Annotated in this window: 18 protein-coding genes; 11 read left to right on the top strand and 7 right to left on the bottom strand. The window is 62.8% G+C overall.

Going from position 1 to position 24,617, the window contains the following annotated elements; translation table 11 throughout:
- Positions 1-253: 253 nt before the first annotated feature.
- Positions 254-5,119: an NAD-glutamate dehydrogenase gene (locus OO258_RS13225; protein WP_266030948.1), complete on the top strand. Its 4,866-nt coding sequence runs from the start codon at positions 254-256 to the stop codon at positions 5,117-5,119.
- 168 nt (positions 5,120-5,287) lie between these two features.
- Here the strand turns inward: OO258_RS13225 and OO258_RS13220 are convergent, their stop codons facing one another.
- On the bottom strand, positions 5,288-6,106 hold the full coding sequence (locus tag OO258_RS13220; protein WP_012271263.1) for a pyruvate, water dikinase regulatory protein: 819 nt from the start codon (positions 6,104-6,106) through the stop codon (positions 5,288-5,290).
- A gap of 192 nt (positions 6,107-6,298) precedes the next feature.
- On the opposite strand from OO258_RS13220, the gene ppsA reads away from it, so the two are divergent.
- The 8 genes from ppsA (at position 6,299) to OO258_RS13180 (ending at position 14,434) form a co-directional block, all read left to right on the top strand.
- A complete protein-coding gene (gene ppsA, locus OO258_RS13215; RefSeq protein ID WP_110745839.1) occupies positions 6,299-8,674 on the top strand; it encodes a phosphoenolpyruvate synthase in 2,376 nt (791 codons plus the stop codon).
- Positions 8,675-8,776: 102 nt separating this feature from the next.
- On the top strand, positions 8,777-9,769 hold the full coding sequence (locus OO258_RS13210; protein ID WP_266030942.1) for an alpha/beta fold hydrolase: 993 nt from the start codon (positions 8,777-8,779) through the stop codon (positions 9,767-9,769).
- Between the two features lie 138 nt (positions 9,770-9,907).
- A complete protein-coding gene (rraA, locus tag OO258_RS13205) occupies positions 9,908-10,399 on the top strand; it encodes a ribonuclease E activity regulator RraA (protein ID WP_266030939.1) in 492 nt (163 codons plus the stop codon).
- 27 nt (positions 10,400-10,426) lie between these two features.
- Entirely contained in the window at positions 10,427-11,422 is a 996-nt protein-coding gene (locus tag OO258_RS13200; RefSeq protein ID WP_266030937.1) for a zinc transporter ZntB, read from the top strand.
- Between the two features lie 87 nt (positions 11,423-11,509).
- Complete coding sequence (locus OO258_RS13195) at positions 11,510-11,782, top strand: hypothetical protein (RefSeq protein ID WP_010953087.1); 273 nt, start codon at positions 11,510-11,512, stop codon at positions 11,780-11,782.
- Positions 11,783-11,784: 2 nt separating this feature from the next.
- Complete coding sequence (locus tag OO258_RS13190; RefSeq protein ID WP_110745835.1) at positions 11,785-12,609, top strand: mechanosensitive ion channel family protein; 825 nt, start codon at positions 11,785-11,787, stop codon at positions 12,607-12,609.
- Between the two features lie 112 nt (positions 12,610-12,721).
- The gene (gene sigX / locus OO258_RS13185) at positions 12,722-13,288 is read left to right on the top strand and encodes an RNA polymerase sigma factor SigX (RefSeq protein ID WP_003248665.1); all 567 of its coding nucleotides are present in this window, start codon (positions 12,722-12,724) and stop codon (positions 13,286-13,288) included.
- A 111-nt stretch (positions 13,289-13,399) separates the two neighbouring features.
- On the top strand, positions 13,400-14,434 hold the full coding sequence (locus tag OO258_RS13180; RefSeq protein ID WP_110745834.1) for an OmpA family protein: 1,035 nt from the start codon (positions 13,400-13,402) through the stop codon (positions 14,432-14,434).
- A 115-nt stretch (positions 14,435-14,549) separates the two neighbouring features.
- On the opposite strand, the gene cobA is transcribed toward OO258_RS13180, so the two are convergent.
- The 5 genes from cobA to OO258_RS13155 form a co-directional block, all read right to left on the bottom strand.
- Positions 14,550-15,323 carry a uroporphyrinogen-III C-methyltransferase gene (cobA, locus tag OO258_RS13175; protein WP_266030931.1) on the bottom strand — a complete coding sequence of 258 codons (774 nt, stop codon included), beginning with the start codon at positions 15,321-15,323 and terminating at the stop codon, positions 14,550-14,552.
- Between the two features lie 27 nt (positions 15,324-15,350).
- Complete coding sequence (locus OO258_RS13170) at positions 15,351-17,021, bottom strand: bifunctional protein-serine/threonine kinase/phosphatase (protein ID WP_266030928.1); 1,671 nt, start codon at positions 17,019-17,021, stop codon at positions 15,351-15,353.
- 9 nt (positions 17,022-17,030) lie between these two features.
- The gene (locus OO258_RS13165) at positions 17,031-18,242 is read right to left on the bottom strand and encodes a nitrate/nitrite transporter (RefSeq protein WP_110745832.1); all 1,212 of its coding nucleotides are present in this window, start codon (positions 18,240-18,242) and stop codon (positions 17,031-17,033) included.
- Between the two features lie 251 nt (positions 18,243-18,493).
- Positions 18,494-19,069: an ANTAR domain-containing response regulator gene (locus OO258_RS13160; protein WP_110745831.1), complete on the bottom strand. Its 576-nt coding sequence runs from the start codon at positions 19,067-19,069 to the stop codon at positions 18,494-18,496.
- Positions 19,070-19,080: 11 nt separating this feature from the next.
- Complete coding sequence (locus OO258_RS13155) at positions 19,081-20,295, bottom strand: CmpA/NrtA family ABC transporter substrate-binding protein (RefSeq protein WP_266030924.1); 1,215 nt, start codon at positions 20,293-20,295, stop codon at positions 19,081-19,083.
- Between the two features lie 137 nt (positions 20,296-20,432).
- Here OO258_RS13155 and OO258_RS13150 point away from each other — a divergent pair, with 137 nt between their 5' ends.
- Positions 20,433-21,455, top strand: a complete 1,023-nt coding sequence (locus OO258_RS13150; protein ID WP_266030921.1) for a quinone-dependent dihydroorotate dehydrogenase — start codon at positions 20,433-20,435, stop codon at positions 21,453-21,455.
- 135 nt (positions 21,456-21,590) lie between these two features.
- On the opposite strand, the gene rmf is transcribed toward OO258_RS13150, so the two are convergent.
- Positions 21,591-21,806 (bottom strand): ribosome modulation factor, encoded by a 216-nt coding sequence (rmf, locus tag OO258_RS13145; RefSeq protein WP_003248687.1) that lies wholly within the window; start codon positions 21,804-21,806, stop codon positions 21,591-21,593.
- A 549-nt stretch (positions 21,807-22,355) separates the two neighbouring features.
- Between rmf and rlmKL the strand changes: the two genes are divergently transcribed.
- The gene (gene rlmKL / locus OO258_RS13140; RefSeq protein WP_266030918.1) at positions 22,356-24,548 is read left to right on the top strand and encodes a bifunctional 23S rRNA (guanine(2069)-N(7))-methyltransferase RlmK/23S rRNA (guanine(2445)-N(2))-methyltransferase RlmL; all 2,193 of its coding nucleotides are present in this window, start codon (positions 22,356-22,358) and stop codon (positions 24,546-24,548) included.
- The last annotated feature ends 69 nt before the right edge of the window (positions 24,549-24,617 follow it).

Raw genomic sequence — 24,617 nt, 5'->3', positions numbered from 1 at the left:
AAACGGAAGGGAATTCTGACAGTCTTGGCTACATGCATAAACGTAAAGTTACCCCCCCTTGACCGAAATTGTCGCAGCGCTGCAAGCCTTGATGACCGCTCAGTCGTTAAGCTTCGGCGAGCCCTGGGCGTGCCTGCGCACGTCAACGTCTGGTTTTTACCGTCCGCCTTGCCACGGGTTGGCTATTGTTGACCCGTAGATGGCGCACGCAGCGACGCTTCAACTATTACAAAGCCCAAGCGGAGTACCACAGATGGCGTTCTTCACCGCAGCCAGCAAAGCCGACTTCCAGCACCAACTGCAAGCGGCCCTGGCGCAGCACATCAGCGAACAGTCCCTGCCACAAGTGGCGCTGTTCGCCGAACAGTTCTTCGGCATCATCTCTCTGGACGAACTCACCCAGCGCAGGCTTTCCGACCTGGCCGGCTGCACCCTGTCAGCCTGGCGCATCATCGAACGCTTCGACCCCGAATACCCGCAAGTACGGGTGTACAACCCCGATTACGAACGCAACGGCTGGCAATCGACCCACACCGTGGTCGAAGTGCTGCACCATGACCTGCCGTTCCTGGTCGACTCGGTACGCACCGAGCTCAACCGCCGTGGCTACAGCATCCATACCCTGCAGACCACCGTGCTCAGTGTGCGCCGTGGTGCCAAGGGGGAGCTGCTGGAACTGCTGCCCAAGGGCAGCCAGGGCGAGGGGGTACAGCACGAGTCGCTGATGTACCTGGAGATCGACCGCTGCGCCAACGCCGCGGAACTTACCGTGCTGACCCGCGAGATCGAGCAGGTGCTGGCCGAGGTGCGCGTGGCGGTCGCCGACTTCGAACCGATGAAGGCCAAGCTGCGCGAAGTGGTGGCGCAAGTGGAACAGACAGCCTTCGGCCCGGCGCAACACGAAAAGGGTGAGGTGAAGGCCTTCCTCGAGTGGCTGCTGGACAACCATTTCACCTTCCTGGGCTATGAAGAATTCACCGTCAAGGGCGACGCCGGTGGCGGCCAGATGGTCTACGACGAGCAGTCGTTCCTCGGCCTGCCGCGCCGTCTGCGCGTGGGCCTGACCGCAGAAGAGCTGCGCATCGAAGACTACGCCGTGGCCTACCTCAACGAGCCGCTGCTGCTGTCGTTCGCCAAGGCTGCGTTACCGAGCCGTGTGCACCGCCCGGCCTACCCGGACTACGTGTCGATCCGCCAGCTGGACGCCGACGGCAAGGTCATCAAGGAACATCGCTTCATGGGCTTGTACACCTCGTCGGTGTACGGCGAAAGCGTGCATGCCATTCCGTATATCCGCGTGAAGGTGGCCGAAGTCGAGCGCCGCTCGGGCTTCGACCCCAAGGCCCACTTGGGCAAAGAGCTGGCCCAGGTGCTGGAAGTCCTGCCACGTGACGACCTGTTCCAGACCCCGATCGACGAGCTGTTCACCACGGTCATGGCGATTGTGCAGATCCAGGAACGCAACAAGATCCGCGTGTTCCTGCGCAAGGACCCGTACGGCCGCTTCTGCTACTGCCTGGCGTACGTGCCGCGGGAAATCTACTCCACCGAAGTGCGGCAGAAGATCCAGCACGTACTGATGGAGCGCCTGAAGGCCAGCGACTGCGAGTTCTGGACTTTCTTCTCTGAGTCGGTGCTGGCCCGTGTGCAGCTGATTTTGCGGGTCGACCCGAAAAACCGCATCGACATCGACCCGCAGCAGCTGGAACGTGAAGTGATCCAGGCCTGCCGCTCGTGGCAAGACGATTACTCGACGCTGGTGGTCGAGAACTTCGGTGAAGCGCAGGGCACCAACATCCTCGCCGATTTCCCCAAGGGCTTCCCGGCCGGCTACCGCGAGCGCTTTGCCGCCCACTCGGCGGTGGTCGACCTGCAGCACGTGGTGAACCTGTCGGAAAGCAAACCGCTGGCGATGAGCTTCTACCAGCCGCTGACCCAGGTGGGCGAGCGCATCCTGCACTGCAAGCTGTACCACGCCGACACTCCGCTGGCGTTGTCTGACGTGCTGCCGATCCTGGAAAACCTCGGCCTGCGTGTGCTGGGCGAGTTCCCGTACCGCCTGCGCCATGCCAATGGCCGCGAGTACTGGATCCACGACTTTGCGTTCACCTACAGCGAAGGCCTGAGCCTGGATATCCAGCAGCTCAACGACACCCTGCAGGACGCCTTCATCCACATTGTCCGTGGGGATGCCGAGAACGACGCTTTCAACCGCCTGGTGCTCACCGCCGGCCTGCCGTGGCGCGACGTGGCCCTGCTGCGTGCCTACGCGCGCTACCTGAAACAGATCCGTCTGGGCTTCGACCTGGGCTATATCGCCAGCACCCTGAACAACCACACCGGCATTGCCCGTGAGCTGACCCGGTTGTTCAAGACCCGCTTCTACCTGGCGCGCAAGCTTACCCAGGACGACCTGGACGACAAGCAACTGCGCCTGGAACAGGCCATCCTCAGCGCCCTGGACGACGTGCAGGTGCTCAACGAAGACCGCATCCTGCGCCGCTACCTGGACCTGATCAAGGCCACCCTGCGCACCAACTTCTACCAGCCGGATGCCAATGGCCAGAACAAGTCGTACTTCAGCTTCAAGTTCAACCCCAAGCTGATCCCCGAGCTGCCCAAGCCGGTTCCCAAGTTCGAGATTTTCGTCTATTCGCCACGGGTCGAAGGCGTGCACCTGCGCTTTGGCAACGTTGCCCGTGGTGGCCTGCGCTGGTCCGACCGCGAAGAGGACTTCCGTACCGAAGTGCTGGGACTGGTGAAAGCCCAGCAGGTGAAGAACTCGGTCATCGTGCCGGTCGGCGCCAAGGGTGGTTTCCTGCCGCGTCGTCTGCCGTTGGGTGGCAGCCGTGACGAGATCGCCGCTGAAGGCGTGGCGTGCTATCGCATCTTCATTTCCGGCCTGCTCGATATCACCGACAACCTGAAGGACGGTGGCGTGGTGCCGCCAGCCAACGTGGTGCGCCATGACGATGACGACCCGTACCTGGTGGTAGCGGCCGACAAAGGTACTGCGACCTTCTCCGACATCGCCAACGGCATCGCCATCGACTACGGTTTCTGGCTGGGCGATGCTTTTGCCTCCGGCGGTTCGGCCGGTTACGACCACAAGAAGATGGGCATCACCGCGCGCGGCGCCTGGGTCGGCGTGCAACGCCACTTCCGCGAACGCGGCATCAACGTGCAGGAGGACCCGATCACCGTCATTGGCGTGGGCGACATGGCGGGCGACGTGTTCGGCAACGGCCTGCTGATGTCCGACAAGCTGCAACTGGTGGCAGCGTTCAACCACCTGCATATCTTCATCGACCCCAACCCGGAGCCCGCTTCCAGCTTCGCTGAACGCAAGCGCCTGTTCGACTTGCCGCGCTCGGCCTGGAGCGACTACGACACCAGCATCATGTCCGAAGGCGGCGGGATCTTCCCGCGCAGTGCCAAGAGCATTGCCATCAGCCCGCAGATGAAAGAGCGCTTCGCCATCGAAGCCGACCGTTTGACCCCGACCGAGCTGCTCAATGCGCTGCTCAAGGCCCCGGTAGACCTGCTGTGGAACGGTGGCATCGGGACCTATGTCAAGGCCAGTACGGAGAGCCACGCCGATGTCGGCGACAAGGCCAACGATGCGTTGCGGGTCAACGGCAACGAACTGCGCTGCAAGGTGGTGGGTGAGGGCGGCAACCTGGGCATGACCCAGCTCGGTCGGGTCGAGTTCGGCCTGAACGGCGGCGCCACCAACACCGACTTCATCGACAACGCCGGGGGCGTGGACTGCTCCGACCACGAGGTCAATATCAAAATCCTGCTCAACGAAGTGGTGCAGGGTGGCGACATGACCGAGAAGCAGCGCAACCAGCTGCTCGGCAGCATGACCGACGAAGTGGGCGCCCTGGTGCTGGGCAACAACTACAAGCAGACCCAGGCGCTGTCACTGGCCGCCCGCCGCGCCCGTGAGCGGATTGCCGAGTACAAGCGCCTGATGGCCGACCTTGAAGCGCGTGGCAAGCTCGACCGCGCCATCGAGTTCCTGCCGTCGGAAGAGCAGCTTGCCGAACGCCTGGCTGCCGGCCAGGGGCTGACCCGCGCCGAGCTGTCGGTGCTGATCTCGTACAGCAAGATCGACCTCAAGGAGCAATTGCTGAAGTCGCTGGTACCGGACGACGACTACCTGACCCGCGACATGGAAACCGCCTTCCCGCCGTCGCTGGTCAACAAGTTTGCCGAGGCCATGCGCCGTCACCGCCTGAAGCGCGAAATCGTCAGCACCCAGATCGCCAACGACCTGGTCAACAACATGGGTATCACCTTTGTCCAGCGCCTGAAAGAGTCGACTGGCATGAGCCCGGCCAATGTGGCCGGGGCCTACGTGATCGTGCGTGACATCTTCCACCTGCCGCACTGGTTCCGTCAGATCGAGGCGCTCGACTACCAGGTGCCGGCGGAAATCCAGCTGACCCTGATGGACGAGCTGATGCGCCTGGGCCGGCGGGCGACCCGTTGGTTCCTGCGCAGCCGCCGTAATGAGCAGGACGCTGGCCGTGACACGGCGCACTTCGGGCCGAAGATCGCGCAGCTGGGGCTCAAGCTCGACGAGCTGCTCGAAGGCCCAACCCGCGAACGCTGGATGGTGCGCTACCAAGGCTTCGTCGAGGCTGGTGTACCGGAGTTGCTGGCGCGCATGGTGGCCGGCACCAGTCACCTGTATACCCTGCTGCCGATCATCGAGGCGGCCGACGTCACCGGGCATGACCCGGCGCAGGTGGCCAAGGCGTTCTTCGCCGTGGGCAGCGCGCTGGATCTGACCTGGTACTTGCAGGAAATCAGTAACCTGCCGGTGGAAAACAACTGGCAGGCACTGGCTCGCGAAGCGTTCCGTGATGATATCGACCTGCAGCAGCGGGCCATCACCATCTCGGTACTGCAGATGGCCGATGCCCCAGAGGACATGGATGCCCGTGTGGCCCTTTGGGCAGAGCAGCATCGGGTGATGGTAGAGCGCTGGCGCGCCATGCTGGACGACCTGCGCAATGCCACCGGTACCGACTACGCGATGTACGCGGTCGCCAACCGCGAGCTGGTCGACCTGGCCATGAGCGGGCAGGCGGCGGTGGTACCGTCCTGAGCCTTGTGGTGCGTTAAAACAAAGCCCCGGCAGTGATGCCGGGGCTTTTCTTTTGTCTGTAGTGGCCTCTTCGCGGGGCAAGCCCGCTCCCACAGGTGCTCTACTGAACCTGAAGGCAATGGAGCACCTGTGGGAGCGGGCTTGCCCCGCGAAGAGGCCGGTACAGGCTTACTTGAACCGCCGCTCCACACCTTTCTCGACCAGGATCTTGGCGGAAATTTCTTCCACCGAAAAATGTGTGGAGTTGATGTTGGGGATGTTCTCCCGGCGGAACAGGCTCTCCACCTCGCGCACTTCGAACTCGCACTGGGCAAAGCTGGAATAACGGCTGTTGGGCTTGCGCTCGTGGCGAATGGCGGTCAGTCGGTCGGGGTCGATGGTCAGCCCGAACAGTTTGTTGTGGTGCTTTTTCAGCACTGCCGGCAACTGCAGGCGCTCCATGTCGTCTTCGGTCAGCGGGTAGTTGGCAGCACGGATGCCGAACTGCATGGCCATGTACAGGCAGGTAGGGGTCTTGCCGCAGCGCGACACGCCCACCAGGATCAGGTCGGCCTTGTCGTAGTAGTGGGTACGTGCGCCGTCATCGTTATCGAGGGCAAAGTTGACCGCCTCAATGCGTTCCATGTAGTTGGAATTGCCGCCGATCGAGTGCGATTTGCCCACGGAATACGACGAATGGGCGGTCAATTCTTGCTCGAGCGGGGATAAAAACGAAGAAAAGATGTCGATCATGAAGCCGTTCGACGTCGCCAGGATTTCGCGGATGTCCTGGTTGACGATGGTGTCGAAGATGATCGGGCGCACCCCGTCACGCTCGGCCGCGGCGTTGATTTGCTGGACCATGGTCCGCGCCTTGTCTGGCGAATCGATGTAGGGGCGAGTGAATTTGTTGAACGGTATGCTCTCGAATTGCGCGAGCAGACTCTGGCCCAGGGTTTCGGCAGTGATACCGGTGCCGTCGGAGATGAAGAACGCGGTTCGTTTCATTTGCGATCTGGGCCTTAAGCTGATGACGATTCTTGGATATGATAGGTTCGGTTTGCCGAATGCGGCTGTTCGGCATTCTGCCACAATTGCAGACCCTATTTTCCAGGTACAGGCCACAAACGCCCGGCCAAGTCACCGAAGACAGGCGGGCGCCTTTTGAGCTTTTCCAACACAGTTAGTGGAGAGATCACCTTGGTAGAGTACGTAGTTTCCCTCGATAAGCTCGGCGTCCATGATGTGGAGCATGTGGGGGGCAAGAACGCATCCCTGGGCGAGATGATCAGCAACCTTGCCGGTGCTGGTGTATCGGTGCCGGGCGGCTTTGCCACTACGGCGCAGGCGTACCGCGATTTTCTCGAACAGAGTGGTCTGAATGACAAGATTCATGCCGCGCTCGATGCCCTCGACGTGGATGACATCAATGCCCTGACCAAGACTGGCGCGCAAATCCGCCAGTGGGTCATGGAAGCCGAATTCCCGCCACGCCTGGATTCGGAAATCCGAACCGCGTTCGCTGCGATGGCTGCCGGCAACGATAATATGGCCGTGGCCGTGCGTTCCTCGGCGACCGCCGAAGACCTGCCGGACGCCTCGTTCGCCGGCCAGCAGGAAACCTTCCTCAACATCCGTGGCGTCGACAACGTGATCCGCGCGGCCAAGGAAGTGTTCGCCTCGCTGTTCAACGACCGCGCCATCGCCTACCGCGTGCACCAGGGCTTCGACCACAAGCTGGTCGCCCTGTCCGCCGGCGTGCAGCGCATGGTCCGCTCCGAAACCGGCACCGCCGGCGTCATGTTCACCCTCGACACCGAGTCGGGCTTCCGTGACGTGGTGTTCATCACCGGCGCCTATGGCCTGGGCGAAACCGTGGTACAGGGTGCGGTCAACCCTGACGAATTCTATGTGCACAAGAACACCTTGCAGGCCGGTCGCCCGGCCATCCTGCGCCGCAACCTGGGCAGCAAGGCGATCAAGATGGTCTATGGCGACGAAGCCAAGGCCGGTCGCTCGGTCAAGACCGTCGAAGTCGACCGCGCCGAGCGCGCACGCTTCTGCCTGACCGATGCCGAGGTCAGCGAACTGGCCAAGCAGGCCATGATCATTGAGCAGCACTACCAGCGCCCGATGGACATCGAGTGGGCCAAGGACGGTGACGACGGCAAGCTGTACATCGTCCAGGCCCGCCCTGAGACGGTGAAGAGCCGTTCCAGCGCCAATGTCATGGAACGCTACCTGCTGAAGGAAAAGGGCACCGTGCTGGTGGAAGGCCGTGCCATCGGCCAGCGCATCGGCGCCGGCAAGGTTCGCGTCATCAACGACGTATCGGAAATGGACAAGGTCCAGCCGGGCGACGTACTGGTTTCCGACATGACCGACCCTGACTGGGAACCGGTGATGAAGCGCGCCAGTGCCATCGTCACCAACCGCGGCGGGCGTACCTGCCACGCGGCGATCATTGCCCGTGAGCTGGGCATCCCGGCGGTTGTCGGTTGCGGCAACGCTACCCAGGTGCTGAAAGACGGCCAGGGCGTGACCGTTTCCTGCGCCGAAGGCGACACCGGCTTCATCTTCGAAGGTGAGCTGGGCTTCGACATCAAGCAGAACTCGGTCGATGCCATGCCCGAGCTGCCGTTCAAGATCATGATGAACGTCGGCAACCCGGACCGCGCCTTCGATTTCGCCCAGCTGCCGAACGCCGGTGTAGGCCTGGCGCGCCTGGAATTCATCATCAACCGCATGATCGGCGTGCACCCCAAGGCACTGCTGAACTACGCGGGCCTGCCAGCCGACCTGAAAGACAGCGTCGACAAGCGCATTGCCGGCTACAACGACCCGGTTGGCTTCTATGTCGAGAAGCTGGTCGAGGGTATCAGCACCCTGGCGGCGGCCTTCTACCCGAAAAAGGTCATCGTGCGCCTGTCGGACTTCAAGTCCAACGAGTACGCCAACCTGATCGGCGGCAAGCTGTACGAGCCAGAAGAAGAAAACCCGATGCTGGGCTTCCGCGGTGCATCGCGCTACATCAGCGAATCGTTCCGTGACTGCTTCGAGCTGGAATGCCGTGCGCTCAAGCGTGTGCGCAACGAGATGGGCCTGACCAACGTCGAGATCATGGTGCCGTTCGTGCGCACCCTGGGCGAAGCCAGCCAGGTCGTCGATCTGCTTGCCGAAAACGGCCTGGCGCGTGGCGACAACGGTCTGCGCGTGATCATGATGTGCGAACTGCCGTCCAACGCCATTCTGGCCGAAGAGTTCCTTGAGTACTTCGACGGCTTCTCGATCGGCTCCAACGACCTGACCCAGCTGACCCTGGGCCTGGACCGTGACTCCGGGATCATCGCCCACCTGTTCGACGAGCGTAACCCTGCGGTGAAGAAGCTGCTGGCCAACGCCATTGCCGCGTGCAACAAGGCCGGCAAGTACATCGGCATCTGCGGCCAGGGCCCGTCGGACCACCCGGACCTGGCCAAGTGGCTGATGGAACAAGGCATCGAAAGCGTGTCGCTGAACCCGGACTCGGTGCTCGAAACCTGGTTCTTCCTGGCCGAAGGCCAAGGCGCGGCCTGACGCAATACAACGCGGGGGGACGTCTGGCGTACCCCCGCCTGGTTTTTTCCAGGGCGAGCTCCAGCAATGGATCCCGCCCTTTTTTGTGCACCAAGCAACCTTATGCAAAGCAGCAGCACTCTATTTCCCGTGGCCTTGCTCAGTGCCGAGCGCCGCGGCGACCTCAGCGAAGACGTGTACCGGATCAAGGCCGGCAACGGCCCTGACCCCAGCGTCGAGCTGGCCGTGACCCGACTGGGGCTGGCCGACCAGGGCGAGGCCCAGGGCGTGCCGGTCATTCTTCTGCACGGCAGCTTTTCCAACCGGCGCTTCTGGTATTCGCCCAAAGGCGTAGGCCTGGGTGCCTATTTGGCGCGCGCCGGTTTCGATGTATGGATCCCGGAAATGCGTGGCCACGGTCTGTCGCCGCGCAACCTTGCCTGGAAGCACAACAGTGTCGCTGCCTACGCCCGTGATGACTTGCCGCTGATCAACGCCTTCGTGCGCGAGCAATCGGGCCAGGCGCCGCACTGGGTGGGCCATTCGTTGGGTGGGACGACATTGGCGGCAGCGCTGGGTGGCGGTTTCCTGGAGCCGGGGCAAGTCGCCAGTGTGGCGCTGTTCGGCACCCAGATCAGCCGTGTGTACTGGCCGTTGAAAGTGCCGCCGCTGGCCTGGGGCGCGAAGCTGGTACTCAAGCGGTGGGGGCAGATTTCGGGCCCGCGCTTCAAGCGTGGGCCCGAGGACGAACCGATTGGGCTGGCCCTGGAAAGCATGCGCTGGCATGGCCTGTTCGGGCGCTTTGGCGACAAGCAGAACGATTGGTGGGCAGGGCTGGCTGAAGTGGACGTACCGCTGTTGGCAGTGGCCGGTGCAGGGGACTTCCAGGACCCAGTGTGGGCTTGTCGAAAGCTGTTCGAGCAGTTGGGTGGCGCGCGCAAGCAATTCCTGCGGCTGGGTCGTGAAGAAGGTTTCGACGCCTTTGGGCACGTCGACATGCTGGTGAGCAAGGCCGCGCAGGTGCAGGTGTGGCCGCTGGTGGAGCGCTGGCTGCGCAACCCGCTGCTGCCGGTGCATGCGTCCACTGTGGCTGCGGAGCCTTTGCCAGCCAGTTGACCTTGCTTTGTCTGCTCGAGCCTCTTCGCGGGCTACAGGATGAAGACAAATGACTGCCCGGTCCCGGATGACTAGGACAGGCTCCAAGGTGTAGCCTTGGCCGATATCCGCTTTCGTTGTGACTGACAGGAGCTTCCCATGCAGCATTACGTAACGCCCGACCTGTGCGACGCCTACCCGGACCTGGTACAAGTGCTGGAGCCGATGTTCAGCAATTTCGGCGGCCGTGATTCGTTCGGCGGCCAGATCGTCACCATCAAGTGCTTCGAAGACAACTCGCTGGTCAAGGAGCAGGTCGAACGCGATGGCAAGGGCAAGGTGCTGGTGGTCGATGGTGGTGGTTCGCTGCGCCGCGCGCTGCTCGGTGACATGCTCGCCGAAAAGGCCGCCAAAAATGGCTGGGAAGGCCTGGTGATCTACGGCTGCGTACGTGATGTCGATGTGCTGATCCAGACCGACGTTGGCGTGCAGGCGTTGGCCAGCCACCCGATGAAGACCGACAAGCGCGGCATCGGCGACCTCAATGTGGCAGTGACCTTCGCTGGCGTGACCTTCCGCCCGGGCGAGTATGTCTATGCCGACAACAATGGCGTGCTGGTCTCGCCAAGCCCGCTGAAAATGCCGGAGTGATGCGCCACACGCGCTGATGGAGCTTTGATGTTCGAGGAAGACAACGCGCAGTGGGGGCTGGTGCATGCCCTGGTGCTCGATGGCAAAGGTGGCGCGCGCTCGATTGCCCGTACCGAACTGGACGACCTGCAGCTGCAACCGGAGCAAAGCCTGTGGCTGCACTGGGATCGCAGCCATCCGCAAACCCGCACCTGGCTGTTGCATGACAGCGGCCTGAGCGAGTTCGCCTGCGAATTGCTGCTGGAAGAGAACACCCGGCCGCGCCTGCTACCCATGGCGGACGAACAGCTGCTGCTGTTTTTGCGTGGGGTCAACCTCAATCCGGGCGCCGAGCCCGAAGACATGGTTTCGGTGCGAATCTTTGCCGAGGCACAGCGGGTTATCTCTTTGCGGCTGCGGCCGCTGCGCGCCAGTGATGAAGTGCTGCAGCAGCTGGAGCAGGGCAGGGGGCCAAAATCGGCATCCGAATTGTTGCTGTTGATGGGCGAGCTGCTGACCGAAAAGGTTCAGGGACTGGTCAGTGACCTGGCCGAACTGGTCGACCTGGAGGAAGAAAAGGTCGAATCCGACGAACGGTACACTCCGGAGCATGGCAGCCTGCAGCAGATCCGCCGCCGCGCCGCCGGCTTGCGCCGGTTCCTGGCGCCGCAACGGGAAATCTATGCCCAGTTGTCCCGCAGCAAATGGAGCTGGTTCGCCAATGCCGATGCCGATTACTGGAACGAGCTCAACAACAGCCTGATCCGCTACCTCGAGGAGCTGGAACTGACCCGGGAGCGCGCCGCGCTGGTGCTGGAAAGCGAAGACCGCCGCCGTAGCGAGCGCATGAACCGCACCATGTACCGCTTCGGCATCATCACCTGCATCTTTTTGCCCATGAGCTTCATCACCGGGCTGCTGGGTATCAATGTCGGCGGCATCCCGGGGGCCGAAAACCCCTTGGGCTTCCTGTTTGCCTGCATTGTGGTACTGGGGTTGGCGGTGGGGCAGTGGTGGTTGTTCCGGCGGTTGCGATGGGTGTAGGTGTGCATTTTGAAACATTCGTCCCAACCCGGTGTGTGACCCATCGCCCGGCCATCTCGTCTCTCACTGACATTGCGCGAGGTGCCCATGCACGATCCGTTTGAAGAATCCCTGCGCGACCTGCTCAAGGCATCACCCTCCGGCAACGACCGGGACGACCGGGACGACGCCGCTTGCCTGGGTCGCGTACTGAAAACCGCCAACCGCCAGGTGGGTGCGGGCGATCTGTTCAGCCTGCTTGGCCGTTGGAGCCAGGCGCTGCTGATTGCCGTGAACAATGGCTCGGCGCATGTCGCGCCGGTGCGCCGACACTCTTCCCGCAACGCTGCCAACGGCAGCAAAGCAGATAAGGCCGATTGAATATGGAACTCGATCTCTGGACCCAGAGCCTGGTCACCGCGATGACCGCCCTTTGGACCAAGGTAGCGAACTTCATCCCCAACCTGTTCGGCGCGCTGGTCGTGGTGCTGCTCGGTTTCGTGGTGGCCAAGCTACTCGACACGCTGCTGTCCAAACTGCTGGCCAAGTTCGGCCTGGACCGCCTGATGGCCGGCACGGGCCTGACCAAAATGCTCGGCCGGGTTGGCATCCAGGTGCCGATCTCGACCTTGATCGGCAAGATCGTCTACTGGTTCGTGCTGCTCATCTTCCTCGTTTCGGCCGCTGAATCGCTCGGCCTGGAGCGGGTTTCGGCAACCCTCGACATGCTCGCCCTCTACCTGCCCAAGGTGTTCGGCGCAGCGCTGGTGTTGCTGGCCGGCGTGCTGCTGGCGCAGGTGGCCAACGGCCTGGTGCGCGGTGCTGCCGAAGGCATCGGCCTGGAATATTCAGCGGGCCTTGGGCGGATCACCCAGGGGCTGGTGATCATCATCAGCATCTCGGTGGCCATCAGCCAGCTGGAGGTGAAAACCGACCTGTTGAATCACGTGATCGTGATCGGGCTGATTACCGTTGGTCTGGCCGTTGCCCTCGCCATGGGCCTTGGCAGCCGCGAGATCGCCGGGCAGATCCTGGCCGGCATCTACGTGCGCGAGCTGTTTCAGGTGGGCCAGCAAGTGCGGATTGGAGAGGTCGAAGGGCTGATCGAGGAAATCGGCACGGTAAAAACCACGCTGCTGACCGATGATGGCGAACTGGTGTCGCTGTCCAACCGCGAGTTGCTCGAGCAGCGTGTCAATAGCCGCTAACCGCTCAAAAGCTGTTAATGTATGCCGCCGCGAATTCGACCCACGGGGTCGCGCGGCGACATTGACCTGACTGTCGGCCAGATCCGTTTTGAATAAAGTTCATTCGCCGCCCATGCGTTATGACCCCCGCGAGCTCACCGATGAAGAGTTGGTGGCGCGTTCGCATGAGGAGCTGTACCACGTTACCCGCGCCTATGAGGAGCTCATGCGGCGCTACCAGCGGACCCTGTTCAACGTCTGTGCGCGTTATCTGGGGAACGACCGTGACGCGGACGATGTCTGTCAGGAAGTGATGCTGAAAGTGCTGTACGGGCTGAAGAACTTCGAGGGTAAATCCAAGTTCAAGACCTGGCTCTACAGCATCACCTACAACGAGTGCATTACCCAGTACCGCAAGGAGCGCCGTAAACGCCGGTTGATGGATGCCTTGAGTCTGGACCCTGTTGAAGAGGCGTCCGAAGACAAGGCCCCGAAGCCGGAAGAAAAAGGCGGGCTGGACAAGTGGCTGGTGCATGTGAACCCGATTGACCGGGAAATTCTGGTGCTGCGTTTTGTCGCAGAACTGGAATTTCAGGAAATTGCCGACATCATGCACATGGGCCTGAGCGCGACGAAAATGCGTTACAAGCGCGCGCTAGACAAGCTTCGGGAGAAATTTGCTGGCCTCGATGAAACTTAGTGGCGTGCAAATATCTCTAACGAATCGGCGAGTTCTGCTAGACTTGCCGTCGAGTTGTCCCCCTTGTTTGTGGTGGGACTGCTTAACTATCACCAGATGGGGATTTAACGGATGAAATTGAAAAACACCTTGGGCTTGGCCATTGGTTCGCTTGTAGCCGCCACTTCGATTGGCGCTATGGCACAAGGTCAAGGCGCCGTCGAGACTGAAATCTTCTACAAGAAGGAATTCTTCGACAGCCAGCGCGACTTCAAGAACGACGGCAACCTGTTCGGCGGTTCGATCGGTTACTTCCTGACCGACGACGTTGAACTGCGTCTGGGCTACGACGAAGTTCACAACGCTCGTGGCGAAGACGGCAAAAACATCAAGGGCTCGAACACCGCCCTGGACGCCGTTTACCACTTCAACAACCCGTACGACGCCATCCGTCCGTACGTTTCCGCTGGTTTCTCGCACCAGTCGCTGGGCCAGACCGGCCGTGGCGGTCGTGACCACTCCACGTTCGCCAACGTTGGCGCTGGCGCCAAGTGGTACATCACCGACATGTTCTACGCCCGTGCCGGCGTAGAAGCTCAGTACAACATCGACCAGGGCGACACCGAGTGGGCCCCAAGCGTTGGTGTTGGCCTGAACTTCGGCGGTAGCCCGAAGCAAGCCGAAGCCGCTCCAGCTCCAGTTGCTGAAGTCTGCTCCGACTCCGACAACGACGGTGTTTGCGACAACGTCGACAAGTGCCCTGACACCCCGGCCAACGTTACCGTTGACGCCGACGGCTGCCCGGCTGTTGCCGAAGTCGTTCGCGTTGAGCTGGACGTCAAGTTCGACTTCGACAAGTCGGTCGTCAAGCCAAACAGCTACGGCGACATCAAGAACCTGGCTGACTTCATGAAGCAGTACCCACAAACCACCACCGTGGTTGAAGGTCACACTGACTCCGTGGGCCCAGACGCTTACAACCAGAAGCTGTCCGAGCGTCGTGCCAACGCTGTCAAGCAGGTACTGACCCAGCAGTACGGCGTAGAATCCAGCCGTGTTGATTCGGTTGGCTACGGCGAAACCCGTCCGGTTGCTGACAACGCCACCGAAGAAGGTCGCGCTGTTAACCGTCGCGTTGAAGCGCAGGTTGAAGCTCAGTCCAAGTAATTGGCCTGATGTTTCACGAAAAACCCGGCCTCGGCCGGGTTTTTCTTTGTCTGGAATTTTCCGGCCTGCCCGCACCCTGCGGGTCGCGAAAGGGCAGCAACGCGGCCCCCCGGTTTCAGCGTTGTTGCAACAGTTGCAGGGGCTGCTGCGCGGCCATTTCGCGATACAAGGCCGCTCCCACAGGCGTTGCGGCTACCTCGCCAATCACCAGAATTGCGGGGCTACGCAACCCAAACCCTCGCGCATCCTCGACCATCCCCCACACATCGCTCCTGCACTCGCGCTGTTGCGGCAACGAGGCATTCTCGATCATCGCCACCGGCGTCCCAGCCGCCATCCCGCCATCCAGCAACCCCTGGCGCACTTGCTCCAGTCGCGCCACCCCCATGTACACCACCAACGTCGTGCCAGCCTGGGCCAATGCTGCCCAGTTCAGCTCGCTGTCATCCTGGGTATGCGCCGTCACCAAGGTGACTCCTCGGCTCACACCCCGCGAGGTGAGGGAGATGCCGCACTGCGTCGCCCCAGCCAGGCCTGCGGTGATGCCGTTGACCACTTCCACGTCGATACCATGCCCCTGCAACCACAGTGCTTCTTCACCGCCACGGCCAAAAATGCACGGGTCACCGCCCTTGAGCCTTACCACGCAACGGCCCTGCCGCGCATGGCGTAACATCAGGCGCTGAATGAACGCCTGCGGCGTCGAGCGGCAGCCACCGCGCTTGCCCACGGCAATCACTCGGGCCTGCGGGCAATGGCCCAGCACCGCCGGGTTGACCAAGTCGTCGATCATCACCACGGCAGCTTGCTGCAAAGCGCGCACGGCCTTGAGGGTGAGCAGTTCAGGGTCACCAGGGCCAGCACCGACCAGCCACACTTTTGCATTCATCAGGTTTTCCTCATCGGCAAGCTGCATTCAGCCCTTGAGCAGGGTGAGTAGCAAAATCAGGTTTATCAGCAACGACAGCAGGGCCAGGGTGCGCCACACCTTCAGCGGTTCGCGCTCCAGCAATGGTCGTGGCCGGCTGGTCAGTTCCTGGCGGTCGCCGCGTTCAAGCAGGAGCAACCAGTGTTCGGCGGTTTCGAAGCGCTGCGCCGGATCGGCGGCCACCGCCTGCTGCAGGTTGTGCTGCAACCATTCCGGCAGGTCTGGGCGGTAACGTGAGGGGTTGATCGGCTGGCTGAAGCGCGGGCGCTGGAAGGCTTCCACTTCGCCATACGGGTAGTGCCCGGTCAGCAGTTGGTACAACGTCACGCCCACGGCATACAAGTCCTGACGCGGGCTGGGTGGCTGGCCGTCGAATGCTTCCGGAGCGAGGTACGAGGGCGTACCGGGCAGATCGTGAAGCGGGTCCTCGGACAGGCCTGGACAATAGGCGAGGCCGAAGTCCAGCAGGCGCAGCTGACCATCGCGGCCAAGGTGCAGGTTGTCCGGCTTGATGTCGCGATGCAGCAGGTTGCGCCGATGCAGTACGCCGACTGCCTGCAGCAATTGCCGGGCGATCTCCAGCCACTGGGTCAGGGGCAACGGGCCGTTTTCGCCCAGCAGTGTAGCCAGGTCTTGCCCGGGGTATTGGCGCATCACGTAGTACAGGTGCTGGCGCTGACTGGCGGCGTGCACTTCTGGAAAGTGCCGGCCGGCAACGCGGCGCAGGAACCACTCTTCCAGCAACAGCCCCTGTGCAGCACCCGGCTCCTGCTCGCGCACGGTGGGCAAGGTCTTCAGCAACCAGGCCTGGTTCTGGCTGTCGCGCACCTGGTAGAGCAGGGACTGGCGGCTGTGGGCATGGCGTTTTTCAACCTGCCAACCGTCGATTAGCTGGCCCGGCCTTAGCGGGCCGGGTATCGGCCATTGCTGCAGCTGCGCGAGGGTATCGCCCAGGTTGGCGGTGCCCAGTTGCTCGACCTGCACCAGCAAGGCGCTGGCGTTGTCCTGGCTGCCATTGAGGTGGGCGCTGGCAACCAGCGTGTCGGCGGCCAATTGCAGGTCGGGCTGGTCGCGCAGCACGGCCTGGATGTGCTGGTCACCCAAGCTGGCCCAGACACCGTCGCTAAGCAGCAGGAAGCACTCGCCCGGCTGCAACTCGCCTTCCAGGTAATCCACCAGCAGGTGCTGGTCCAGGCCCAGCGCGCGCTTCAGCACATGCTGCATGCCTGGCTGGTCCCACACATGGTCCTCGCTCAGGCATTGCAGATGGCCGTCGTGCCAGCGGTACACGCGGCAGTCGCCGACATGGGCGAGGGTAAAGCGCCGGCCGCGCAGAACTAGCGCGCTGAGGGTGGTCAGCAACGGCTGGCCGCTGCCTTGGGCGCGCAGCCAGCGGTTTTGCGCCAGCAACAGCCGGTCAAGGGCCTGGGCCACGCTCCAGGTGGCTGGGGTGGCGTAGTAGTCCAGGGCCAGGGCCTGCAGACTGGCCCGGGCCGCCAAGCCACCGTCGGCGCACTGGCTGACGCCATCGGCCAAGGCGAACAAGTAGCCCTTGCTGGCGGCCAGCTCCGGCGCCGGAGTCACCAGGCGCAAGGCATCCTGGTTTTCCGTGCGCGGCCCGGTAGCGCTGGCCTGGGCAAAGCTCAGTTGCAGGCTCATCAGCGTGCCTCAGACCCGTGCCGCAGTAACGGCAGCCGAGCCCCAGGTGGTGCGCCAGCGTTGTTTCACGCCGTGCAGTCCGAACCAGGCCAGCAGGCCCAGGCTGGCGAACAGCCACAGCCCCAGCTGGTAATCGCCGGTATGCTGCTTGATGGTGCCAAGCCCGGCTGCCAGCAGAAAGCCGCCGATGCCGCCGGCCATGCCGATCAGCCCGGTCATCACGCCGATCTCCTGGCGGAAGCGCTGCGGCACCAACTGGAAGACCGCGCCATTGCCTGCGCCCAGGCCGAGCATGGCGCTGACGAACAGTGCCAAGGCGGCAGCGGCGGACGGCAGGTTGAAGCCCACTGCAGCAATGCAGATGGCCGCCACGCTGTACATGCCCAGCAGGGTACGGATGCCACCGAAGCGGTCGGCCAGGGCGCCGCCGAGTGGGCGCATCAGGCTGCCGGCGAACACACAGGCTGCGGTGTAGTAGCCAGCGGTGACCGGGCTCAGGCCGTACTGGTCGCTGAAGTAGCCGGGCAAGGCGCTGGCCAGGCCGATGAAGCCGCCGAAGGTGACGCTGTAGAAGAACATGAACCACCAGCTGTCGCGGTCGCCCAAGGCCTTTAGGTAGTCGGCCATGGCTTTTGGCTTGGGCCGTTGCGGGGCATTGCGCGCCAGCAGGGCGAATACCACCAGCGCCAGCGACAGCGGGATCAGCGCAAAGCCGAACACGTTGTTCCAGCCAAAGCCCGCTGCCAATGCGGGCGCCAGCAGGGCGGCGAACACCGTACCGGAGTTGCCGGCGCCAGCGATACCCATCGCCTTGCCCTGGTGTTGCGGTGGGTACCACTGCGAGGCCAGTGGCAGCGACACGGCGAACGAGGCGCCGGCAAAGCCGAGGAATACCCCCAGCAGCAGCGCCTGTTCGTAGCTGTGCACGCCCAGGTGCCATGCAGCGGCCAAGGCAACGATAACGATCACCTGGCCAATCAGGCCGGCGGTTTTGGGTGACAGGCGGTCCACCAGTACGCCCATGGCGAAGCGCAGGATCGCCCCGGCGAGGATCGGCATCGCCACCATCAGGCCCCGTTGTTGTGCACTCAGTTGCAGGTCGGCGGCAATCTGCACCGCCAACGGGCCCAGCAGGTACCAGACCATGAAGCTGAGGTCGAAGTACAGGAACGCGGCGAACAGCGTGGGCACATGCCCGGATTTCCAGAAGCTGGTACTCATCGAACACCTCACTCGGCAATGCAACGGAACGAAAAAGACGCCGCCACCCGCTCCATGGTTGTGGAGGGGAGAGCGACGTCTTTGTCGGGATTAAGTGGGGCAACCGCCGTTGGCTACCGGTGAGATTTGTTCAGCAAGAGACGGGCCAACTGTTGGGAGGGTTTGTCTCGAGGTGCTCGGTGCCTGTTGAATCGAGCGCCGCGCGGGCGGCGCTCGATCTGCCAGGCGCCAAGATTCTCAGGCCCAGCGTATCAGCCGAGCATCTCGTGCATGGCAATGATCTGCTCGGCCACCTGGATGAGTTTCTGCTGCCGGCTCATGGCCTGGCGGCGCATCAGGGTGTAGGCCTGCTCTTCATTGCAGTCCTTCATTTTCATCAGCAAACCCTTGGCCTGCTCGATGCGTTTGCGTTCGGCCAGTTGCTGGTCGCGCGCCAGCAGTTGGGCTTTCAATGCCTGGTCGCTTTCAAAGCGGGCCATGGCCACATCCAGAATCGGCTGCAGCCGGGCAGCATGGATGCCTTCGACGATATAGGCGCTGACCCCGGCCTGGATCGCCTGGCGCATCACCCCCGGGTCGTGCTCGTCGGTGAACAGCACAATGGGCCGCGGCTGGTCACGGCTGACCAGTACCACTTGCTCCATCACATCGCGGTCCGGGGAATCGGTATCGATCAGCACCACGTCCGGACGCACCGTTTCGACACACGCGGGCAGGTCGATGGTCAGGCCTGGGGCTTCGGTGACCTCGAAGCCGGCCTCGATCAAGGCTGCCTTGAGGCGGCCGAGTTTGCTCTGGGTGTCGTCGATCAACAGTATGCGCAGCATGTTCGTCCCTCTCACAGGCCAACACGTGCATCGGGCAGCTCGCCCAGCGCATGCAGGCTGAAGCTACGGGCATAATCGTAGGGGGCGCTGCCGTCCCAGCGGGTACCGTCGATCAGCAGGCTGCTGCGCATCGGCTGGTCGGGGCAGGTGACGCCCAGGCTGTTCGCCGCCTCGGTGTACAGCGCCAGTTGCTGGACCTGGCGCGCTACGCCAAGGTAGTCGGGGTCTTCGCGCAGCAGGCCCCAGCGGCGGAACTGGGTCATGAACCACATGCCGTCGGACAAGTACGGCAGGTTGACCCGGCCATGGTCGAACAGGCGCAGGGCATGCGGGTCTTGCCACTGGTTGCCGAGGCCATCGTGATAGTCGCCGAGCAGGCGCGGCGCGATGCTGCCCAGCGGGGTGTCCAGGTAGGCGCTGCCGCTCAGCAGCTGTGCAGTGCCGCGGCGGTTTTCCGGGCTTTGTTCGATGAAGCGGCTGGCGGCGAGGACTGCCTTGATCAACGCGCGGGCGCTGTTGGGGTATTGCTCTGCAAAGGCTCGGGCACAGGCCAGGACCTTTTCCGGGTGGTCCGGCCAGATCGACTGGCTGGTGGCCAAGGTGAAACCTTGGCCTTTGGCCACCGCGTCGGCAGCCCAGGGCTCGCCGACGCAGAAACCGTCGATACGCCCGGCCTGGATGTGCGCGGCCATCTGGGCAGGCGGTACCACTACACTGTCGACATCGCGCAGCGGGTGGATGCCCTGGCTGGCCAGCCAGTAATACAACCACATGGCGTGTGTGCCAGTGGGGAACGTCTGGGCGAATGTCAGTCGTGCGCCATGCTGGTGCACCAGCCGGGCCAGTGCTTCAGGGTTGGTCACGCCTTTGCGTTGCAAGGCCGGGGACAGGTTGATGGCCTGGGCGTTCTGGTTAAGGCCCATGAGTACTGCCATGTCGCTGGCGGCTACACCGCCGATGCCCAGGTGCACGGCGTAGACCAGGCCATACAAGCAGTGCGCGGCATCCAGTTCGCCACTGACCAGCTTGTCGCGCAGCCCGGCCCACGAGCCCTGGCGCTTGAGGTTGAGGGTAAGGCCGTGCTGCTGGGCGAAGCCCTGGGTGGCGGCAACCACCACTGAGGCGCAGTCGGTCAGGGCCATGTAGCCGATGTTCAGGCTGGGTTTTTCCGGCGCGTCGCTGCCGTTGACCCAGGCCAGGGGCGTTGCTCGGGGTGCAGTGTTCACAAGGTTCCTCGCCCGTACTGATAAGGCTGTGGGCATGACTGGTGCAACCGATGTGCCAGGCGTACCACGATTTGCTGTCCTGCCAGCCCCGCGCTGGCTATAATCGCCCCCTCACTCACCCTGAGCCTTGCCCGCCCATGTATACCCTGGCCCGCCAGCTGCTGTTCAAGCTTTCCCCGGAAACGTCCCATGACCTGTCCCTGGACCTGATCGGCGCCGGTGGCCGTCTTGGCCTCAATGGCATGCTGTGCAAGCAACCGGCCGCCTTGCCGGTTTCGGTCATGGGCTTGAACTTCGCCAACCCGGTGGGCCTGGCCGCTGGCCTGGACAAGAACGGCGCGGCCATCGACGGGTTCGCCCAGCTGGGCTTCGGTTTTGTCGAAATCGGCACCGTCACCCCGCGTCCGCAACCGGGCAACCCAAAACCGCGGCTGTTCCGCCTGCCGGAAGCCACGGCCATCATCAACCGCATGGGCTTCAACAACCTGGGCGTCGATCACCTGCTTTGCCGTGTACGCGCTTCGCGCTACAACGGGGTACTGGGTATCAACATCGGCAAGAATTTCGACACCCCGGTCGAGCGCGCCGTCGATGACTACCTGATCTGCCTGGACAAGGTATACACCGCGGCCAGCTACATCACCGTCAACGTCAGCTCGCCCAACACCCCTGGCCTGCGCAGCCTGCAGTTCGGCGACTCGCTCAAGCAACTGCTGGATGCCCTGGCCGAGCGCCGCGAGCAACTGGCCGCCACGCACGGCAAGCGCGTGCCGCTGGCAATCAAGATTGCACCGGACATGAGCGACGAAGAAACAGCCCTGGTGGCAGCCGCGCTGATGGCGTCGGGCATGGATGCAGTGATCGCCACCAACACCACGCTGGGCCGTGAGGGTGTCGAGGCATTGCCGCATGGTGGCGAGGCGGGCGGCCTGTCGGGCGCGCCGGTGCTGGAAAAGAGCACCCATATCGTCAAGGTGCTGGCCGGCGAACTGGGCGGCAAGTTGCCGATCATTGCCGCAGGTGGCATCACCGAAGGCAGCCATGCTGCGCAGAAGATCGCGGCGGGTGCGAGCCTGGTACAGATTTATTCGGGCTTCATTTATAAAGGGCCGGCGCTGATCCGCGAGGCGGTGGACGCCATCGCTGCGATGCCGCGGTGACCTGACACGGCCCTTTCGCGGGCAGCGCTGAGAAGGTTTGCCAAGGCATAAAAAAGGGCCCCTTGAAGGGGCCCCTGGGCCTTCGCCCGCCGCCCGGATAGGGCGTGCATGGTAAATCGAATTCAGTGTCCTCGATCAGCCAACGGCGTGATTTTCGTTGAGTCTATGGATGCCAGCGGTGCCAGTCATTCCGTCCCAGTTATCACCGCGACCTTCGCGCCAGCCGTTGATCCAGGCTTGGCGTACAGAAGGAAGATTGAAGGGGCAAAGTTCGCGGGATTTGCCGGTGACCCCGTATTGGTAGCCACGTGAATATGCTCTTTCCAACGGATCACGCTTAAGTCTTCTCATAGGGTGTTGCCCTCACTTGTTGACTGTAATGTCCCGTCGGCCTCTCCGAGGCCGGGCAGAGTCTTTCTGCCGGTTTGCGCTCGCTGCCGGCGTCGCGAGCTGAAGGTGCCGCCTCGTTGCGAAGCGGCCTGAGACCAGTTCTAACGAATGCGAGTCACGGTGTGAATGATCGATTTGTCATAAGGGCGTAACGTTTGTGAGGGTGAGGGGATAAGTAAATAAATGCGACTCAACCTTGTTTGGCGTTGAGCCCGCTATGATCGGGGTTTGCCGATCTTTGACGTCATTTCGCCAGCGTGGCGTGTGGCTGACAGAATCAATTTGAAATGCGACGAAGGGTCACAGACACCCGGGTATCGCGAGAATTTTTAGTACTGCCCGATGATCTAAGCTGTCTTTGCTGCTTGGATCGATCAGGCGGCCCGGCCCTTGGCCGCACACATGTGCCGTGAAGGGCCACCCGCATGCCTGTTGGAAAGGGGTGCGGGCAAACATCGCGGGGCGATGCGTCGCCCCGTCAGTCAAATAGCCCAAGGCTCTGGAATATTCATGTCGGACCGTTTCGAACTTTATCTCACCTGTCCCAAAGGCCTTGAAGGCCTGCTTGCCGAAGAGGCCAAGGGCCTTGGCCTTGACGAAGTGCGTGAGCACACCTCGGCCATTCGCGGCGCCGCCGACATGGAAACCGCCTACCGCTTGTGCGTCTGGTCACGCTTGGCCAACCGCGTGCTGCTGGTGCTCAAGCGCTTCTCGATGAAGAACGCCGACGACCTGTACGATGGCGTGCACGCGGTCGACTGGGCCGACCACCTGGCAGCCGATGGCACCCTGGCGGTGGAATTCAGCGGCCATGGCTCGGGCATCGATAACACCCATTTCGGTGCATTGAAGGTCAAGGACGCGATCGTCGACAAGCTGCGCAACCGTGAAGGCCTGCGCCCATCGGTTGAAAAAATCGACCCTGACGTGCGTGTGCACCTGCGCCTGGACCGTGGCGAGGCCATCCTTTCCCTCGACCTGTCCGGTCACAGCCTGCACCAGCGAGGCTACCGCCTGCAGCAAGGCGCCGCGCCGCTGAAGGAAAACCTCGCGGCAGCCGTGCTGATCCGCGCTGGTTGGCCGCGCATTGCCGCCGAAGGTGGCGCGCTGGCTGACCCGATGTGCGGTGTCGGTACCTTCCTGGTCGAAGCAGCCATGATCGCTGCTGATATCGCGCCCAACCTCAAGCGTGAACGCTGGGGCTTCAGTGCCTGGCTCGGCCATGTGCCGGCGCTGTGGCGCAAGGTGCACGACGAGGCACAGGCCCGCGCGCAGGCCGGCCTGGCCAAGCCACCGCTGTGGATCCGTGGCTACGAGGCTGACCCGCGGCTGATCCAGCCCGGCCGCAACAACGTCGAGCGTGCCGGCCTGGGCGACTGGGTCAAGATCTACCAGGGTGAAGTCAGCACCTTTGAGCCGCGCCCGGACCAGAACCAGAAAGGCCTGGTCATCAGCAACCCGCCCTACGGCGAGCGACTGGGTGACGAAGCCAGCCTGCTGTACCTCTACCAGAACCTCGGCGAGCGCCTGCGCCAGGCCTGTATGGGCTGGGAGGCAGCGGTATTCACCGGCGCGCCGCAACTGGGCAAGCGCATGGGCATTCGCAGCCACAAGCAGTATGCGTTCTGGAACGGTGCCTTGCCGTGCAAGCTGCTGCTGTTCAAGGTGCAACCGGACCAGTTCGTGACCGGTGAGCGTCGCGAAGCGCAGGCTGAAAACGCTGAAACCCGCCAGCAGACGCCAGTGGCCAGCGAGCCGGCGCGCCTGTCGGAAGGGGCACAGATGTTTGCCAACCGGCTGCAGAAGAACCTCAAGCAACTGGGCAAGTGGGCCCGGCGCGAGCAGGTTGATTGCTACCGCTTGTACGACGCCGATATGCCCGAATATGCCCTGGCGGTCGACCTGTATCAGGATTGGGTACATGTGCAGGAATACGCAGCTCCTCGTTCGATCGACCCGGACAAGGCCCAGGCGCGTCTGCTCGACGCCCTGGCGGCCATTCCACAGGCCCTGGGTATTTCCCCTCAGCGGGTCGTGCTCAAGCGTCGCGAGCGCCAGAGCGGCACCCGTCAGTACGAACGCCAGGCTACTGAAGGGCGCTTCCAGGAGGTGAACGAAGGCGGTGTCAAGCTGCTGGTCAATCTCACCGACTACCTTGATACCGGGCTGTTCCTGGATCATCGCCCGATGCGCATGCGCATCCAGCGCGAGGCTGCTGGCAAGCGCTTCCTCAACCTGTTCTGCTACACCGCCACGGCAACGGTGCATGCAGCCAAGGGCGGTGCCCGCAGCACCACCAGCGTCGACCTGTCGAAAACCTACCTGGACTGGGCGCGGCGCAACCTGGCACTGAATGGCTTCTCCGAGCGTAACCGGTTGGAGCAGGGCGATGTGATGGCCTGGCTGGAAGCCTGTCGCGAAAGCTACGAGATGATCTTCATCGACCCGCCGACCTTCTCCAACTCCAAGCGCATGGAAGGCGTGTTCGATGTACAGCGTGACCACGTGCAACTGCTGGACCTGGCCATGGCTCGACTGGCACCGGGGGGCGTGTTGTATTTCTCCAACAACTTCCGCAAGTTCCAGCTGGACGAGCACCTGACGGCGCGTTACGCCGTGGAGGAAATCACTGCCCAGACCCTGGATCCGGACTTCGCCCGCAACAGTCGCATCCATCGCGCCTGGCGTTTGCAGCTGCGCTGAGGCGACGAGGTACATTGCGCGGCTGATGGCCAATAGCTATAACTGAACGCAGGGCAAGATAATCCGCAG

Origin of the sequence: Pseudomonas sp. DCB_BI (assembly GCF_026240995.1) — a bacterium.
Classification (GTDB): Bacteria; Pseudomonadota; Gammaproteobacteria; order Pseudomonadales; family Pseudomonadaceae; genus Aquipseudomonas.
Note: the sequence above shows the minus strand (reverse complement) of the source record. Positions and strands in the feature narration are given on the sequence as shown.